Below are 16,383 nucleotides of genomic sequence, written 5' to 3'. Positions count from 1 at the left end.
TCAATGACTCTGTCGTCGTGGGGTGCCGGGGGCCGCCCCGTCCGTGACCCGGGCGGCCACGACGAGCTGACCGAGGGCGAGCCCACCGTCGTTCGGCGGGATCAGGTGATGGCGGAGCACGGTGAAACCGTCCTCGCGCAGTCCCGCGGCGCAGGCCGAGGAGAGCACCGTGTTGGCGAACACTCCCCCGGTCAGCGCGACCGTCTCCGCACCGGTCTCGTCACGGGCCGCCGCGCAGACCGCGCGAACCAGCCGCGCCACTGCATGATGGAACCGCGCAGCGACCACGGCCACGGGGATTCCGTCGACCACGTCGGAGGCGATCGCCGTCAGCAGGGGCGCCGGGTCCGCGGTCAGTGGGGTGCCGGCCGGCCGCGGGTCGAGCCGGAAGGTGTACCGGTCGTCCTCGGCGACCTCGGGCGCGTGCAGGGCCGCCGCCTCCAGTTCGATCGCGGCCTGCGCCTCGTAGCCCGCGTGGTGGCAGATCCCGGCGAGGGAGGACACGGCGTCGAACAGGCGCCCCATGCTGGAGGTGGATACGCAGTTCAGTCCGCGCGCCAACTGCTGCTCCAGTACGCGCAGTTCGCCGGGTTCACAGGCCGTCGCGCACGGCAGTGCGGGATGGGCGGCGACTCCGGCGGCGCGCAGATGCGCCAGGGCCATGCGGTACGGGCGGCGGACCGCCGCGTCGCCGCCCGGCAGGGGCACGTAGGCCAGGTGTGCGAACCGCTCGAAGCCGGCGTAGTCGGCGAGCAGGAACTCACCTCCCCACACGGCGCCGTCAAGGCCGTATCCGGTGCCGTCGAAGGCGACTCCGATCACCGGGAAGGTTCCGTCGAGGCCGTTCTCGGCCATGGCCGAGGCGACATGTGCGTGGTGGTGCTGCACCGGCACGACGGGGCGTCCCGCGGCCCGGTCGCGGGCCCAGCGGGTGGACCGGTAGCCGGGGTGGCGGTCGGCGGCGAGCAGCCCCGGTGTGACACCGGTGACGGACTCCAACTGCCCTTCTGCGCAGGTGAGGGCTTGCTGGGTGGAGAGGTCGTCCATGTCGCCGATGTGCGCGGAGAGCCAGGCCTGACGTCCGGTGCCGAGGCAGAACGTGTTCTTCAGGTCCCCGCCGACCGCGAGGGCGGGGGCGACGTCGACGGGCAGGGTGACCGGCAGGGGCGCGTAGCCGCGGGAGCGGCGGAGGGTGAGCTGCCGGCCGTCGCAGACGCGGACGACGGAGTCGTCGCAGGGCACATGGATCGGCCGGTCGTGCAGGAGCCAGGCGTCCGCCAGGCCGGCGAGCCTGGTCAGTGCCTCGGCGTCGTCCGTGACAATGGGCTCGCCCGAGAGGTTGCCACTGGTCATCACCAGCAGCCGGGGCCCTTCCCGGTCACTCGTGCCGAGGCCGAGGAGGAGGTGATGCACCGGGGTGTACGGAAGCATGAAGCCGAGGTCGGGGCTGCCGGGGGCGACCTCCGGCACCGGAACGGCGAGGGGGGACGGGCCGGCGTCACGGCGGCGCAGCAGGACGACGGGGCGGACGGCGCCGGTGAGGAGTTCGCGTTCGAGCGGGCCCATGTGCGCGAGGGGCTCGATGTCGGCGAGGTCGGCGGCCATCATCGCGAACGGTTTGTCGCCGCGTGCCTTGCGGTGGCGCAGTGCGGCGACCGCGTCGGGATGGGTCGCGTCGCAGGCCAGGTGGTAGCCGCCGAGGCCCTTCACGGCGAGGACGGCACCGGCCGCCAGCATCCCTCGCGCGGCGGCGATCGGGTCGTCCGAGATGGCGGAGGGAGCAGCCGTGTCCGTACCGTGCGGTGAGGTCACCAGGCGCAGAACGGGGCCGCAGCGGGGGCAGGCGACGGGCTGGGCGTGGAAGCGCCGGTCGGCGGGGTCGGCGTACTCGCGTGCGCAGTCCTCGCACATCGGGAAGCCGGCCATGGTGGTGTGGACGCGGTCGTACGGCAGGCCGGTGACGATCGTGAACCGCGGGCCGCAGTGGGTGCACGTGATGAAGGGGTGCAGGTGACGCCGGTCCGCCGGGTCCGCGAGTTCCGCGAGGCAGTCGGCGCAGGTCGCGGTGTCCGGAGGGACGAGGGTGCGGACGGCACCGCCCTGGCGGGAGGGCACGATCCTGAAGCCGTCGTCGCCCCTCGCGCTCACCTCGGCCGCCTCGACGGACTCCACGCGGGCCAGCGGCGGAGCGTCGGGGGCGAGGCGGGCGCAGAAGGCGGCGATGTCGGCGGGGTTTCCCTCGACCTCCGCGATGACGCCGTCCGCCGTGTTGGTGACGTGGCCGGACAGGCGCAGCCCGGTGGCGAGGGCGTGGACGAAGGGCCGGAAGCCCACGCCCTGCACGACACCGCGGACGACAACGCGACTGCGTCGAGAGCCCGTTGGAGGGCCGGGCCGGACCGTGGTCACGCGCCGGCCTGTGCCATCACCGGGGTGTGGACACGATTGCCCTCGGCCGCGGCGAGGGCCCGGTCGAGGAGTGCGCCGGCGCCACGACCGTCACGCACCGAGCTGAGGACGATCTCCACACCGGGGTTGACCTGCTCCACATGGGCGCGGAACGCCCGCTCGTCGAACTCGGCCGCCTCTGCCATGTCCGTCTTGGTGACGATGACCAGCTGTGCGAGACCGAAGGCGGTGGGGTACTTGAGCGGCTTGTCCTCCCCCTCGGTGACCGAGGCGAGCACGACGCGGAGCGTCTCACCCAGGTCGTAGCCGGCGGGGCAGACGAGGTTGCCGACGTTCTCGACGAACAGCAGCCGGGTGGATTCCGGCAGCCAGTCGTGCAGGTGCCGGGCGACCATGTCGGCCTCCAGATGGCACAGGCCGTCGGTGAGCACCTGCTGGACGGGCGCCCCGGAGCGGGCGAGGCGCAGGGCGTCGTTCTCGGTCGCCAGGTCGGCGGTGAGCGCGGCCACGGTGATGTCCCGGTCCGCGGCGAGCCGCAGTTCACGCTCCAGCAGGGCGGTCTTGCCGCTTCCCGGGCTGGACAGCAGGTTGACCACCGTGGTTCCCCGGGCGGTCAGTTCGGTGCGCAGGATCTGTGCCGCGGCCTCGTTCTTGGCGAGGACGGCACGCTGCAGGTCGACGGCTCGGCACATGGTCAGCTCTCCTCGGTGATCGGTTGGCGATGTCCCTCACGTGCCGGGCCGGAACGTGCCGGTTCGGTCCAGCGGACCTGCCGGATCTGGAGTTCGCGGCCACAGACGAGTTGGTCGGCCGCGGCACCGCAGCTGGGGCAGAGCAGGCGCGGCGGCATGCCGACCGTCCAGAGTTCGGCGCACGCATCGCAGCGCGCGGTGCCCGGGATGGTCCGGGTGATCAGCTCGGCGCCTTCGACGACCGTTCCGGCGCAGGCGAGTTCGAAGCAGAAGGCGAGCGCGTCGGGGACGACGCCGGCCAGTTCACCGATCTCCAGCTCGATGCTGGTGACACCGGTGGCTCCGCGGGTCCGCGCCGCAGTCTCCACCTGGTCGACCACGGCGACCGCGAGGGACATCTCGTGCATCGCTCTCCGTCCTCGGCGCGGGGCTGTTCCCCGGGCGCCATTACAGGACGGGCGGCGGCGGGGTTTCCGCCCGGCACGCCGGGGCGGGCCGACGCTGTCGTCCGTTCGGGCGCCCCCGCACCGAGCCGGGTCGAGGGAGCGGGCGTCACATTCTGCTGATGCGCAGATAGCGCCGGATGTCGGGGAGGACTCCCACGACGACGGCCGCGACGGCCAGGGCTGCGGTGGCGGCGACTGCGGCGCCGAGGACGTTGCGGTGCATGGGTTTCTCCGTTTCGGTGTTCATACGACGGCTGGCCGGCCGACCAGTTCGGTCACCATGCGCACCGCCTCCGGCACGGCCGCTTCGACCTGCGGGCTGAGCCCGATGCCCTCTTCGAGGCAGGCCGGTTCGCAGCCGACGACGAGAATCCGCCGGGGCGGCACGGCCCCGGTTCCGGCGCACAGGGTGTCCAGCAGGGCGAGGACGGCGTCGGGTGTCATCCGGTGGCCGTCGAGCGGAGCGTGCTCCGTCCCGGGCCCGCGGCCTTCGGCCGTCGAGACGTCGAGGAGATAGAGCGTCCCGGGTTCTCCGCCGCGCGCGGTGACGTCGACCAGGACGAGGGTGTCCCAGCCGTCGAGGAGCTCGTAGGCGAGGTGGACGCCGCGGACGCCGACGTCGGCGAGTTCGACGGAAGCGGGCAGGTCCTCGCGGGGCAGCCGCCGCAGGGTCTCCACGCCGAAACCGTCGTCGCCGAGGAAGATGTTGCCCACCCCCGCGACGAGCGTCCTGGGCGCGGCGCCGCTCACGGCGCCTCCAGGAGTTCGACCTCGTCGGGCTGGAAGTAGAGGAACCGGCCCTGTTCGCGGCGGATGTCGGCGCCGGGGTCGTCCTCCACGGTCACCGCGATGTGCACGCCGCCGTCGACATCGTGGAGAACCGCCTCCACCAGGGCGCGGTGTCCGTCGAGGAAGAGGTCCTGGGCATCGGTGCGGCGCAGTCGGGGGCGCAGGACGACCCTGCTGCCGGCGCGGACCGGGCGTCCGTCGACGAGGACGTGGTCGCTGCCCGGATCGACGCCGGTGTCGCCGCCCGGGTCCCACCAGGGCGTCTCCGGTTCGAGGATGTTCCTCGTCGGCTCCGGCGGGCCGGTGACGCCCTGCAGGCTGCGTACGGCGCCGTGCAGACGTTCGAGGATCTCGGGGGGCATGGTGTCCGCCAGCTCGATCACCGCGGCGGCGCGGGCGTCTGTGCCCCGGGCCTCCCGCTTCTCCTCGTCGGTGAGGGCCGCCGTGCGCAGGGCGAGGATCTCGTCGATCTCGGTGGCGTCGTACAGGGCTCCGGGGCTCTCGGGTGCGATGGCGGGGTGGTCGTCGAGGATGATCGGCGAGGACAGCATCAGGTCGACGTGGCCGGGTTCGCCCGCGAGGACGGGCCAGGTGTGCAGGTTGCGGCAGGCGGCGACGGCGCCCCTGGCCCACTCCGGCGGGTCGGTCATCGACAGGAACGCGCCGCCGTCGATGCGCAGCAGGGTGTGCGTGGCGACGAGCGAGTGGGGCAGAGCCGCGTGACGGTCGGCGACCGGCTCGGCGGTCCAGGTGCTGGTGTTCTCCACGGTGACCGAGAGGCGCTCGACACGGTACGGGCCGTCGAGTTCGGACGTCGAGATCCGCACCGTGCCGCTGATCTCCTCGCGGCGCCGTACGAGCCGGCCCAGGACGCGTCCGTCGGCGTCGGTGACCTCTTCCACCTCTTCGGCCGCGGTCCGGGTGAAGGGCAGCGCCGTTCCGTCGCCCCGCAGGTCGCCGACCGGGACGACGAGGGTGACGCGCTCCTCGACGCCCTCGTCCCAGGGCACCAGAACCCGGTCGGCCAGGCGGAGTTCGCGGGCCGGAGCGAAGGTTTTGTCGGCGCGGAGTTCCTCGACCGTACGCCGCTGGGCGCGCAGGAAGCGGACCTCGACGGCGAGTTCGGCGCCCGTCCTGGGCTCGATGAGGCACTCGGTGAGCTGGAGGTCGTGCTCCTCGGCGGCGGCGCTCCAGGACGGCGGCACCAGGACCCCGAACTGCCAGCGGAGCCGGTTCTTCGCGGCGGACGCACGGTAGGGGTAGAGGACGTACCCCTCGAACAGGACGGCGTCGGCGACGTGCCGGGCGACGGCGAACCGCGCCTCGGTTCCCGGTGTGAAGGCGACGGTGGTCATGGTGTCCTCTCCCCCGCCGATTCGAGCAGGGACGCGACGGTGGCCTCCCAGGACGGCAGGGCACGGCTGGATCGGTAGGCGAGGAGGACGTCCAGAACCTCGCCCGGGAGACGGATCCATCCGCAGCCGGGGAAGTGCTGGTCGATCATCTCCCGCCACACCTTCACGGGCATGCGGTGGGAGACCTCCTTGTCCCAGGGCACGGGTTCGACGTGGAAGCCTCCGGGGCCGGTGAACGCGGTGCCGGAGAAGAGCAGGAGCAGTGGCACATCGCCGTCGGACAGCGCACGGAAGTAGCGGGCGGCGGCGATGTCGGTGTCGTACGTGCACGGCACGACGAGGTCGGTCTCGATCGCGCCGGTGAAGCCGGGCACCATGACCGCGGCCTGAGCGAACTGGACCGGGTTGAGGCTGGTGCCCCAGCGGGAGCGCTCGCCGAACAGGTCACCGAGGGCCGCGGCCTCGTGGTCGTCGTATCCGCGCCGGGCGGGTTCGATGCGCAACTGGCAGCGCAGGGCCATGGCGTGGACCCGGGTGCCCTCGGTGGCGGTGATGCGCAGCCGGAACACGAGCGTGGGGCCGGCCGCGTAGGCGTCGGAGCGCACGCCGATGCAGCTGAAGGCGAAGTCGGTCATGGCGCGTTCTCCGGCAACTCCCGCGCCAGTTCGCGGACATGGGCGAAGAGTGCGTCGAGGTCGGTCCGTGCCTCGGCGCCGCCGTCGAAACCCTGCCAGTGCAGTCGCATACGGCCGACGAGTTCGTAGCAGAGGTCGACCGGCACGAGGTAGCACTCGGTGCGGCCCTCGTGGCGGCGCAGCAGCAGCGCTTCCACGTCGGGTTCGAGGTGGGCGGCGAGCCGGGTGGCGTCGAGGACGGACTGCCAGGCGTCTTCGTCGAGTTCGCTCTCGGTGGCTCCCGCGGGGCTCGGGTAGAGGGCCACGGGCCGTTCGAGTGCGGAGTTGAGGAAGAAGAAGGCCACCGAGACCGGGATGCGCAGCGACTCCCACGCCCGGTCGTCGATCCGGTGGCCGCGGTCTTGCAGGAAGCGGCCGGGGACCGACCGGAACCGTCCCGGGGAGGTGGCGGAGCGGTCCATGAGCTGGGCACAGGGCCCGCAGGCGCAGACCAGGGCCCGTTGGTCGGTGTCGACGAGATGCGGGTGACGTTCCGCGGGGGCCAGCGGCGCGCCGCACAGTTCGCAGCGCTCCTCGCGGGGCGGGCGGGGGGTGGTGAACCGGCGCAGGCCCGTGAGCCGCGGCCCGGCAGGGGGCCGCGGCTCCGCGTTGACCGGGAGCCCGTTCACTGCGCGTCCGCCGGACGGCCGTCCGCGCCCGCGAGGGACGGACGGGTGCCGATCTGCAGCAGTACCGGTTCGCGGGGGGCGCCCTCCACCTCCACGCCCGTGACCTCGGGCGCGAAACAGGCGAGGGCGTCCACTGCCGCCTGCCGGACGGAGTCCTGTGTGCCGGAGCAGCCGCAGCCGCCGGAGGCGGTGACCCGCAGCCGCAGGACGCCCGTCGCCGGGTCGAAACCGGCGTTCTCCACCGGCTGCGGCAGAGTGGCGAGGGCGCGTCCGATCCTGGTCGGCGTGGACTCGGGGTGCAGTCCGTGCAGGCTGAGCAGGCTCGCGACGAGTTCGTCGCCGAGCAGCGGGCCGAGCGGGTCGGTGGACCCGCGGGCGGCCGGGCTGCCGAGGAGGTCGACGATGCGGGCGATGCCGCTGCCGTAGAACTCCATGAGGACGCGCACCACGTCCTCCGCCGCCGCGCACGCGTCGGCGTCGCCCTTCTCCGCCAGCCGGTCCAGGACCTCCTCGATGCGCCGGCCCGCCTCCTCGGCGGTGGCCGCGCTCATCCCGCCAGACCGCTCAGGCCGGTGGGCACGTGCATCTGCTTCACGGTCCGGCCCTCACCCGTGTACATGTGCACGCCGCACGGCAGGCAGGGGTCGAAGCTGCGCACGGCGCGCATGATGTCGATGCCCTTGAAGTTCTCCGGAGAGTTCTCCTCGAAGATCGGGGTGTTCTGCACCGCGTCCTCGTACGGGCCGGGAGTTCCGAAGGTGTCCCGGGTGGAGGCGTTCCACGGAGTGGGCGGATAGGGGTGGTAGTTGGCGATCTTGCCGTCCCTGATCACCATGTGGTGCGAGAGGACACCCCGCACGGCCTCGGTGAAGCCGACTCCGATGGACTCCTCCGGCACCTCGAACTTCTCCCACGTCTGGGTGCGGCCGGCGCGGACCTCCTCAAGTCCCTTCTCGGCGCAGTGCAGGGCGACCGCGGCCGCGTACGCCTGGAAGTAGGTCCGCGCCCGGTTGCGCTCCAGGGCGTTGCTCCACTTCGGGATCTTCCACTCGAAGGTGGTCTCCGGCTTCGTCATGGTGCGGGGCAGGTTGATGACGACGCTGTGCCCGGTGGCCTTGATGTAGCCGATGTCGACCAGGCCGGAGAGGGCGGTGGACCACAGGCGCGCGATGGGGCCGCCGCCGGTGTCCAGGGCCAGGTGGTCCTTGCCGTCGAACCAGCGCGGGGACATCACCCAGCTGTACTTGTCGTCGAAGTTCCGCTTCTGCGGGGCCGGGATGGTGTGCTGGTTCCACGGGTGGCGCGGGTCGACCGGGTTGCCCAGCGGGTCGTGCGTGACGAACTGCTCCTGCCCCTCCCAGTCCTCGTAGTACGAGCTGCCGAGCAGGATGCGGATGCCGAGGTTGATCTCGGTGAGGTCGTTGGTCACCAGCTTGCCGTCGACGACGACACCCGGGGTGACGAACATCTTCCGTCCCCAGTCGGTCATGTTGGCGTAGGTGAAGTCGCAGTGCTCGGGGTCGTTGAGGGCACCCCAGCAGCCGAGCAGGACGCGGCGGCGGCCGACCTCCTCGTAGCCGGGCAGTGCCTCGTAGAAGAAGTCGAAGAGGTCGTCGTGGAGCGGGACGACGCGCTTCATGAACTCCACGTAGCGCATGAGGCGGCTCATGTAGTCCGTGAACAGCTGGACGGAGGCGACCGTGCCGACGCCTCCGGGGTAGAGCGTGGAGGGATGGACGTGGCGCCCCTCCATCAGGCAGAACATCTCCCGTGTGTAGCGGCTGACTTGCAGCGCCTCGCGGTAGAACTCGCCTTCGAGGGGGTTCAGGGAGCGCATGATGTCGGCGATGGTGCGGTAGCCGTGCTCGGCGGCGTGCGGCGCCTCGGTGCGCTCGGCGAGTTCCAGGACACCGGGGTTGGTCTCGCGGACCATCTTCTCGCAGTAGTCGACCCCGACCAGGTTCTCCTGGAAGATGTTGTGGTCGAACATGTACTCCGCGGACTCACCGAGGTTGATGACCCACTCGCCGAGGTGCGGGGGCTTCACGCCGTACGCCATGTTCTGCGCGTACACCGAGCACGTGGCGTGGTTGTCGCCGCAGATGCCGCAGATGCGGCTGGTGATGAAGTGCGCGTCGCGGGGGTCCTTGCCCCGCATGAAGACGCTGTAGCCGCGGAAGACGGAGGACGTACTGTAGCACTCCGCGACGCGCTTCTGCTTGAAGTCGATTTTCGTGTGGATGCCGAGACTGCCCACGATCCGGGTGATGGGGTCCCACGCCATCTCCACCAGTCCGGAGCCGTCACCCGTCGTCTTCGTCGGAGATGCCATGGTCGTTGCGGTGCCCTTCGTGAGCTCTTCGACTTCGCGAACAGTGAGATGGATGGGGGGCTGGGTCCGGTGGGGCCGCGGTCACCAGGGCGGGCGGTAGCCGGTGGTGATGCGCTCGCCGGTGTGCCGCCACTTCGGCTCCTTGTCCACGGTCCTGGCCGTGATGGTCCGCAGCCGGCGGATGACGGAGCCGTACACGCCGCTGGCGGTGCTGGAGACCTTGCCGCCGGGAGGTTCGTCCATGAACGGCATGAACTTGTCCGGGAAGCCGGGCATGGTGCACGCGATGCAGATGCCGCCCACGTTCGGACAGCCGCCGACGCCGTTGATCCAGCCGCGCTTGGGGACGTTGCACTTGACGACCGGTCCCCAGCACCCGAGCTTGACGAGGCACTTGGGCGAGTCGTACGTCGAGGCGAACTGGCCCTGCTCGTAGTAGCCGGCGCGGTCGCAGCCCTCGTGGACGGTCGCGCCGAACAGCCAGGTCGGACGGAGCTTGTCGTCCAGCGGAATCATGGGCGCGGAGCCGACGGCCTGGTAGAGCAAGTACGTCAGCGTCTCCGCGAAGTTGTCCGGCTGGATGGGGCAGCCCGGCACGCACACGATGGGGATGCCGGCCTGCGACTTCCAGTCCCAGCCCAGGTAGTCGGGCAGGCCCATGGCGCCGGTCGGGTTTCCGGCCATGGCGTGGATGCCGCCATAGGTGGCGCAGGTGCCGATCGCGACGACCGCGAGCGCCTTGGGCGCCAGCCGGTCGACCCACTCGCTCGTGGTGATGGGCTGACCGGTCTCCGGGTCGTCACCGAAGCCGCTCCAGTAACCCTCCTGCTTGATCGCCTCGTTCGGGATCGATCCCTCGACGACCAGCACGAACGGGTCGATCTCGCCCCGCTCCCCCTTGAAGAACCACTCGATGAACGTGTCGGCGCCGCCCACCGGGCCGCACTCGAAGTCGATCAGCGGCCAGTGGACCGCGATCCGGGGCAGCCCCGGCAGCCCCGCGAGGGCGATCTCCTCGATGCTGGGCTGCATGGCGGCGGTGAGGGCCACGGAGTCGCCGTCGCAGCTGAGACCCGCGTTGATCCAGAGGATGTGGATCGGCTTCTCTTCGCTGCCGGGTGCGGCGCCCTGGTCCTCGGCCGGGGCCGGCTGTACTGCGCTCATGGTCGCCTCCTGCGGAGGGGTCGGGCACAGGCCGTATTTCATGCCTAGGTCTTGATTAACAGTCGACCGATCCGGCCGCGCTCGCACGTGGGCCGTCCGGGGGGCGGGACGGGGGAGCGCGCGCGGGGACGAGGGAGCCGGATCGGCCGGTGCCGCGACTCACGGTCTGGCCTGCGTCGACTGCGGTCCGGGGTCGACGAGCATCACGAGGTGACGGGCCGGGGCCGAACGGGTGAACCTGGTGGTGAACAGCCAGAGGGACCGGCCGATATCAGGGCCGACGTCGGACAGCTACGGAACGTCACCATAGGGGGGCAGACCCAGTGGACGCGGTTCGTCGAAACTCTGTCCGCGAGGGCGGTCGGCGTGCGGCTCTCCAAGGCGCCCGCATCGGAGCGATCCGTCTCGACTGCCCCGGCGTATCTCAGGCATCGCACGGCCAACGACGCGTTCCGCCCAAGCCGTAGGGTCGGGGCATGACGACGCATCTCACCGGCAGTGCCTTCGACCTGCTCCGCCTCGACTCCGTGCCCGACGAGGAGGCGCTGCGCCAGGTCTACGAACTCCCGAAGGACGGGGCCCTGCGCAAGCAGATGACCGAACTGACGGAACAGACCAGACGGTTGATCGAGTGCTCCTCGCTGGTCCTGGTCGCCAGCGTGGACGCCGAGGGCAACTGTGACGTCTCCCCGCGCGGCGGTCCCGCCGGGTTCGTCGCCGTCCTGGACGAACGGACGGTGGCGATACCGGACGCGACCGGCAACAAGCGGCTGGACAGCCTGCGGAACATCGTCGCCACCGGACGGGCCGGACTGCTCTTCGTCGTCCCGGGGCGCACCACCACGCTCAGGGTCAACGGCCGCGCCTGCGTCTCCACGCGGCCGGAGCTGCTGTCACAGTTGACCGCCGTGGGCAAGCCGCCCGCCAGCGCGCTGGTGGTGGGAATCAAGGAGGTGTACCCGCACTGTCCCAAGTCGCTGCTGCGCAGCGCGGCGTGGAAGCCGGAGGAGTGGCTGCCGGCCGACGCCCAGCCGACCTCCGCCGAGGTGACACTGGCCCAGCTCCGGATGCCGGGGCTGACGATCGCCGACATCGAGCAGGTCGAGGCGGACTCGCTCAAGTACCGCTACGAGTAGGGGCCGATACGAGTAGGGGCCGACATGACCCGCCGTACACCGCCGCGCCCCGTGGACGTGGAGGACTTGTTCCCCGAGGTGGCACCTCTGCGCCGGGAGACCGTCCGGCTGCATCCACGGGTCGGCGCGCCGACGTTTCGGGAAAGCTCGGTCGGCGGGCCGCTGTTGTGGCCGGCCGACGAGGACTGGCCCGTGTGTTCCGAGCACGACGGGGAGCCGATGGTGCCGGTCGTCCAGCTCTACCGCGACGGCGTTCCCGACGTCGTCCCGTTCCCCGACGGTTGCGATCTGCTCCAAGTGCTGTGGTGCCCGCGCAAGCACGGTGGGTCGCGCTGGGCCCTGCCCGAAGTCCGGTGGCGGCGCGCAGGCGAGGTCCGGGCGGTACGGGAGACGCCGCCTGCGCCGGCCGAGCCGTGGGCGAACTACGTCCCGCGTCCCTGCGTCGTCCATCCGGAGCGTGTCACGGAGTACCCCTACTGGGACCTGGACGACGAGCTGTGGGACGAACTGGAGTTCCGGTTCCTGGACTTGGACCAGGAGACGGGCTGGGACTACCAGAGCCATCTGTCCACCGCGCCCGGCACCAAGTGGGGCGGATACCCCGGCTGGTGCCAGGAACCGGCGTGGCCGGACTGCGTCGGCTGCGGGGGGCGTATGGAGCACCTGCTGACCGTCGCGAGCACCGAAGCGGACGCCCTGTCGCGACGAGCCTGGACTCCTGTGGAGGATCGCTCCGCGTCGCCCGAGGGGCCCGGGTTGGTCCTGGGCGACCTGGGTGGTGTGTACGTCTTCGAGTGCCGTACGTGCCCGGGGCGTCCGTTCGCTCATCGGCATGACTGCCCCTAGAGGCACATGACTGCCCGTAGAGGCAGGTGTCTTGACAGGTCGTCACAGGAAATCGTCGTCGCCCCACTGGTTCAGGATCTCGTCCTCGCCGGCCTCCTCCGTGCCCGTGTCCGGGGCCTCGTGCAAGGCCTGTTCGGTCCAGATCACCTTGCCGCGCGGGGTGTAGCGAGTGCCCCAGCGCTGGGCGAAGCGGGCGACGAGGAACAGGCCGCGTCCGCCCTCGTCGGTGTCCGCCGCCCGGCGCAGATGCGGTGAGGTGCTGCTGCCGTCGGACACCTCGCAGATCAAGGTCCGGTCGTAGAGGAGGCGGACGGTGATCGGCGGGACTCCGTAGCGCACGGCGTTGGTGGCCAGTTCGGAGAGGATCAGCTCCGTGGCGAAGCCGATGTCCGTCAGGCCCCACGCGCGGAGCTTCTCGGCGCAGGCGGCACGGACCGGGGCGACCGCGGCGGGGTCGGGTTCGAGGTCCCAGTGGGCGATCCGCTCCGGGTCCAGGAGCCGGGTGCGCGCGACGAGGAGCGCGGCGTCGTCGCGGGCGTTCGCGGGCAGTACGGCGTCGAAGACCGCACGGCAGGTGTCCTCCGGGTTCCGTTCCGGATGGTCGGCGAGGGCGTCCCGCAGCAGGCGCAGGCCGGTGTCGATGTCCCGGCTCCGGTCCTCGACCAGGCCGTCCGTGAACAGGACCAGGCCGCTTCCCTCGGCGAGCCGGAACTCCGCCGCTTCGAAGGGCTCGGCTCCTCCCAGGCCCAGTGGCGGCGACACCGGGATGCGCGGGTAGCCGACGCGCCCGTCCGGAGTGATCAGCGCGGGTCCGGGGTGGCCGGCCCGGGCCACGGTCGCCAGTCCCGACGCCGGGTCGTAGACGGCGTACAGACAGGTGGCGCCGGTGATGCCCCGGCCGTCGTCGCCATGGGCCTCGTCCATGTCGATGCGGGTGACGAGTTCGTCCAGGTGGGCCAGTAGCTCGCCCGGCCCGAGGTCCAGTGCGGAGAAGGTGTTCACCGCGGTGCGCAGCCGACCCATCGTGGCGGCGGCGTGCAGGCCGTGGCCGACGACGTCGCCGACCACCAGCGCCACCCGAGCGCCGGGGAGCGGGATGACGTCGAACCAGTCGCCCCCCACGTCGCCCGACTCCGCGGGCAGGTAGCGGTGCGAGACCTCCACCGCGGTGGGTGCGGGCAGCGTCGCCGGCAGCAGGCTGCGCTGGAGTTCCACGGCCATCGCGTGCTCACGGGTGTAGCGGCGTGCGTTGTCGATGGCGACGCCCGCACGGGCTGCCATCTCCTCGGCCAGGGCGAGATCGTCCTCGTCGAACGCCTCCGGCTTCCGCGACCGCCAGAAGCCCGCGACGCCCAGCACCACACCCCGCGCCGACAACGGGACCGTGATCAGGGAGTGGATCCCGTGGTCGACCACCCTCCGGGCACGCCCGGACGCCTTGGCTCCAAAGCCGGGGACGTATCCGGGGATGTACCCCCGGATGGCTCGGAGGTCCGCGTCGATCACACCCCGCCCCTCGCCCATGCCGGGCCTCCGCTCCTCGGGCGGCTCGTACGCGATGGTGTCCCCCACCGGTCTGAGCGGCGCGGCGTCGACGCCCCGGATCGCGACCCGGCGCAGTGTCCGCTCGGTGCCGGTCGGTTCGTCGCCGCTCAGTACGGGCAGGGCGAGGTCGACGGTGACGTAGTCGCAGAACCGCGGCACGGTCACCTCGGCCAGTTCCTGGGCCGTACGCGTCACGTCGAGGGTGGTGCCGATGCCGATGCCCGCTTCGTAGAGCACCCTGAGGCGCTCGCGGGCCTGCCCCGCCCTGCCGGACAGCGTCCTCAGCTCGGTCGAGTCCCTCAGGGTGGCCACGCTGCCGGACCCGCCCCCGTGGCGTTCGAGGGGCCGTTGGTTCACCGCGATGACTCGTCCCCCGACCAGATGCACCTCGTCCGTCGCCTCGCGTCCCGAGGAGAGCATCTCGTGGACGGGCGGTGTCAGCCCCAGTTCGTCCACCCGGCTGCCCTGCGCGTGCGGGGACAGGTCCAGCAGCCGGGCGGCCTCGTCGTTCACCAGGAGGAGCCGCCGGTCGGCGTCGACGATGACGACTCCCTCGCGGACGGCTCGCAGCACGGCGTCGTGATGCCGGTAGAGCCGGGTGATCTCGGCCGGGCCGAGGCCGTGGGTCTGGCGCAGGAGCCGTCTGCCGACCAGTACCGCGCCCACCGTGCTCACCAGTACCGCGCCGATGGTGACGGCCAGCAGCGCGGGCAGCTGCCCCATGGCCTCTTCCGAGATGCTGGTGATACGGACACCGACGGCGACGCCGCCGAGCACGGTTCCGTCACTGTCCTTGATCGGCACGAAGGTGCGAACGGCGCTGGCCGTACCGGTCTCGTTGCGCCCCGTGACGGCCTCGCCGGTGCGCAGTGCCTCCAGGTCCGCGGGGTAGGTGATCCTGGTGCCGATCAGACCGGGGTCGGACTGGGTGTAGCGGGTGCCGTCCGCGCCGACGATGACGACGAAATCGAGGTCGGCCGCCTCCTTCACGGCTTCGGCCTGCGGTTGCAGCGTCCGTGTGGGGTCCGAGGACCTCAGCGCCTGCTGCACTCCGGCGGACCGGGCGATGGCCTCCGCGACGCCGACCGAGCGATCCGTCGCCGCGCTGACGGTCTGGTGGTGGACCGTCGCGACCAGCAGGACGACGGCCAGGGCGGCCACCAGCAGCACGGTGGCCACCTGGAAGAGGAACATCTGTCCGACCACGCTGCGCATGCTCAGGAGGGGGCGCACCTCCCGCCAGCCGCGTCGGACCCCTCCTGTGCCGCCCGCCTCTTCCCGACCACCCGTGCGCTCCGGATCGGCCCCGTCGTGCCGGAACCCGGCCGAGGAGTCGGACCTTGGGCGGAATCGCGTCATAGGCCCTTTTTACCCCGGTTCCGCGGACCTCCTCGCTACGGCCCGGCACGGGCATCGCAGTCCAGCCGGTCGCCTCGGCGATCGGCCTCACAGCGGCGGCGGCCGGGACCGCCGGTGATCCGGGGCCCTCAGCGCAATCGGGACCGCCGGCAATCCGGGGGCCTCAGCGCAGTCGGCGTGCCCGCAACACCACGTCGTCCGTGTGGTGCGCGCCGGCCCCGCCCTCGGGCATCACCCGTGGACGCTGTTCGTCCACCTCGGTCACCCAGTCGCCGTCGAGCAGCTCGGCGACCATCGAGGGCCAGACGTAGTCGGCGGGGTCGAAGCCACCGTCGTGCGCCCCGTGGGTGTCCATACCGGCGTGGTGGACGAGCAGCAGCACGCCACCCGGTGCGACGGCCGCCAGCAGCGCCCGCTCGGCCGCGGCGTCGGGGGTGCGCAGGAGGGCCGGGTACTGCGCGGAGACCAGGTCGAAGGAGGCCCGCGGCAGCGCGGCCTCGGTGAGCGCCGCGTGAACCCAGCGGACGGCGACACCGGCGTCCCGCGCGTGCCCGGCCGCCCGCTCCAGCGCCACGCCCGAGACCTCCAGCGCGGTCACGTCCCAGCCTTGCCGGGCGAGCCAGACGGCGTCCGCGCCCTCGCCGCAGCCGACGTCGAGGACCCGCCCCGGCGTGAGCCCCGCCGTCTCGGCGACCAGTGCGCCGTTGGGGCGGCCGCTCCACAGCTGCTGACGCTCGGTGTATCGGCTGTCCCACTCGGCGCGCACCGCGGGATCGCCGACGTAGCCGTCCACGGGTGAGGGGGTTTCGGAGGCGGATCCTGCCGCAGTCTTCTCGGTCACGGGTCCACCGTCGCCGATGGGCGCTCGGGTGGGCCAATTCCGTTGCCGATCCGGCAAAACGAAGGCCGGTACGTACCAGGGGCGCGCCCAGGCTGCGCCGCCGGGCGGCCAGCCGTCGCGGGGCGGTCAGCCGTCGCGGGGCGGTCAGCCGTCGCGGGGCGGTCAG

At 71.8% G+C, this 16,383-nt stretch carries 14 protein-coding genes; 2 read left to right on the top strand and 12 right to left on the bottom strand.

Annotated elements, in window-relative coordinates:
* The 10 genes from hypF to AB0E07_RS34935 form a co-directional block, all read right to left on the bottom strand.
* Positions 1–2,409: a carbamoyltransferase HypF gene (gene hypF, locus AB0E07_RS34980; protein ID WP_362261107.1), complete on the bottom strand. Its 2,409-nt coding sequence runs from the start codon at positions 2,407–2,409 to the stop codon at positions 1–3.
* Positions 2,406–3,101 (bottom strand): hydrogenase nickel incorporation protein HypB, encoded by a 696-nt coding sequence (gene hypB / locus AB0E07_RS34975; RefSeq protein WP_362261105.1) that lies wholly within the window; start codon positions 3,099–3,101, stop codon positions 2,406–2,408. Before hypB ends, hypF begins: the two co-directional genes overlap by 4 nt.
* Positions 3,102–3,103: 2 nt before the next feature.
* The gene (gene hypA / locus AB0E07_RS34970) at positions 3,104–3,508 is read right to left on the bottom strand and encodes a hydrogenase maturation nickel metallochaperone HypA (RefSeq protein ID WP_362261103.1); all 405 of its coding nucleotides are present in this window, start codon (positions 3,506–3,508) and stop codon (positions 3,104–3,106) included.
* 282 nt (positions 3,509–3,790) lie between these two features.
* Positions 3,791–4,297: a hydrogenase maturation protease gene (locus tag AB0E07_RS34965; protein ID WP_362261101.1), complete on the bottom strand. Its 507-nt coding sequence runs from the start codon at positions 4,295–4,297 to the stop codon at positions 3,791–3,793.
* Positions 4,294–5,691: a hypothetical protein gene (locus tag AB0E07_RS34960; protein WP_362261099.1), complete on the bottom strand. Its 1,398-nt coding sequence runs from the start codon at positions 5,689–5,691 to the stop codon at positions 4,294–4,296. The genes AB0E07_RS34965 and AB0E07_RS34960 overlap by 4 nt, the downstream gene beginning before the upstream one ends.
* On the bottom strand, positions 5,688–6,326 hold the full coding sequence (locus tag AB0E07_RS34955; protein WP_362261097.1) for a DUF6084 family protein: 639 nt from the start codon (positions 6,324–6,326) through the stop codon (positions 5,688–5,690). The genes AB0E07_RS34960 and AB0E07_RS34955 overlap by 4 nt, the downstream gene beginning before the upstream one ends.
* A complete protein-coding gene (locus AB0E07_RS34950; protein WP_362261095.1) occupies positions 6,323–6,994 on the bottom strand; it encodes a DUF5947 family protein in 672 nt (223 codons plus the stop codon). The genes AB0E07_RS34955 and AB0E07_RS34950 overlap by 4 nt, the downstream gene beginning before the upstream one ends.
* Positions 6,991–7,545, bottom strand: coding sequence for a hypothetical protein (locus AB0E07_RS34945; protein ID WP_362261093.1), 555 nt, complete (start codon positions 7,543–7,545; stop codon positions 6,991–6,993). Before AB0E07_RS34945 ends, AB0E07_RS34950 begins: the two co-directional genes overlap by 4 nt.
* On the bottom strand, positions 7,542–9,326 hold the full coding sequence (locus tag AB0E07_RS34940; RefSeq protein ID WP_362261091.1) for a nickel-dependent hydrogenase large subunit: 1,785 nt from the start codon (positions 9,324–9,326) through the stop codon (positions 7,542–7,544). The genes AB0E07_RS34945 and AB0E07_RS34940 overlap by 4 nt, the downstream gene beginning before the upstream one ends.
* 81 nt (positions 9,327–9,407) lie before the next feature.
* Complete coding sequence (locus AB0E07_RS34935) at positions 9,408–10,490, bottom strand: hydrogenase expression protein HypE (protein ID WP_362261089.1); 1,083 nt, start codon at positions 10,488–10,490, stop codon at positions 9,408–9,410.
* 476 nt (positions 10,491–10,966) lie between these two features.
* Here AB0E07_RS34935 and AB0E07_RS34930 point away from each other — a divergent pair, with 476 nt between their 5' ends.
* On the top strand, positions 10,967–11,626 hold the full coding sequence (locus AB0E07_RS34930) for an MSMEG_1061 family FMN-dependent PPOX-type flavoprotein (RefSeq protein WP_362261087.1): 660 nt from the start codon (positions 10,967–10,969) through the stop codon (positions 11,624–11,626).
* A 24-nt stretch (positions 11,627–11,650) separates the two neighbouring features.
* On the top strand, positions 11,651–12,472 hold the full coding sequence (locus AB0E07_RS34925) for a DUF1963 domain-containing protein (RefSeq protein WP_362261085.1): 822 nt from the start codon (positions 11,651–11,653) through the stop codon (positions 12,470–12,472).
* A gap of 42 nt (positions 12,473–12,514) precedes the next feature.
* On the opposite strand, the gene AB0E07_RS34920 is transcribed toward AB0E07_RS34925, so the two are convergent.
* Both AB0E07_RS34920 and AB0E07_RS34915 read right to left on the bottom strand, forming a co-directional pair.
* A complete protein-coding gene (locus AB0E07_RS34920) occupies positions 12,515–15,232 on the bottom strand; it encodes a SpoIIE family protein phosphatase (protein ID WP_362261083.1) in 2,718 nt (905 codons plus the stop codon).
* A gap of 307 nt (positions 15,233–15,539) precedes the next feature.
* Positions 15,540–16,217, bottom strand: coding sequence for a methyltransferase domain-containing protein (locus AB0E07_RS34915; protein WP_362261081.1), 678 nt, complete (start codon positions 16,215–16,217; stop codon positions 15,540–15,542).
* Between the last annotated feature and the right edge of the window lie 166 nt (positions 16,218–16,383).

This window comes from Streptomyces sp. NPDC048002 (genome assembly GCF_040653275.1).
Taxonomy (GTDB): Bacteria; Actinomycetota; Actinomycetes; order Streptomycetales; family Streptomycetaceae; genus Streptomyces.
The sequence above is the reverse complement of the archived record's forward strand: the minus strand, read 5'-3'. Positions and strand labels throughout refer to the sequence as shown.

Excerpts from the sequence above, each read along its gene's own strand:
- hypB (WP_362261105.1), bottom strand. The coding sequence starts at position 3,101 with ATGTGCCGAGCCGTCGACCTGCAGCGTGCCGTCCTCGCCAAGAACGAG.
- hypA (WP_362261103.1), bottom strand. The coding sequence starts at position 3,508 with ATGCACGAGATGTCCCTCGCGGTCGCCGTGGTCGACCAGGTGGAGACT.
- AB0E07_RS34960 (WP_362261099.1), bottom strand. The coding sequence starts at position 5,691 with ATGACCACCGTCGCCTTCACACCGGGAACCGAGGCGCGGTTCGCCGTC.
- AB0E07_RS34955 (WP_362261097.1), bottom strand. The coding sequence starts at position 6,326 with ATGACCGACTTCGCCTTCAGCTGCATCGGCGTGCGCTCCGACGCCTAC.
- AB0E07_RS34945 (WP_362261093.1), bottom strand. The coding sequence starts at position 7,545 with ATGAGCGCGGCCACCGCCGAGGAGGCGGGCCGGCGCATCGAGGAGGTC.
- AB0E07_RS34940 (WP_362261091.1), bottom strand. The coding sequence starts at position 9,326 with ATGGCATCTCCGACGAAGACGACGGGTGACGGCTCCGGACTGGTGGAG.
- AB0E07_RS34935 (WP_362261089.1), bottom strand. The coding sequence starts at position 10,490 with ATGAGCGCAGTACAGCCGGCCCCGGCCGAGGACCAGGGCGCCGCACCC.
- AB0E07_RS34930 (WP_362261087.1), top strand. The coding sequence starts at position 10,967 with ATGACGACGCATCTCACCGGCAGTGCCTTCGACCTGCTCCGCCTCGAC.
- AB0E07_RS34925 (WP_362261085.1), top strand. The coding sequence starts at position 11,651 with ATGACCCGCCGTACACCGCCGCGCCCCGTGGACGTGGAGGACTTGTTC.
- AB0E07_RS34920 (WP_362261083.1), bottom strand. The coding sequence starts at position 15,232 with ATGCGCAGCGTGGTCGGACAGATGTTCCTCTTCCAGGTGGCCACCGTG.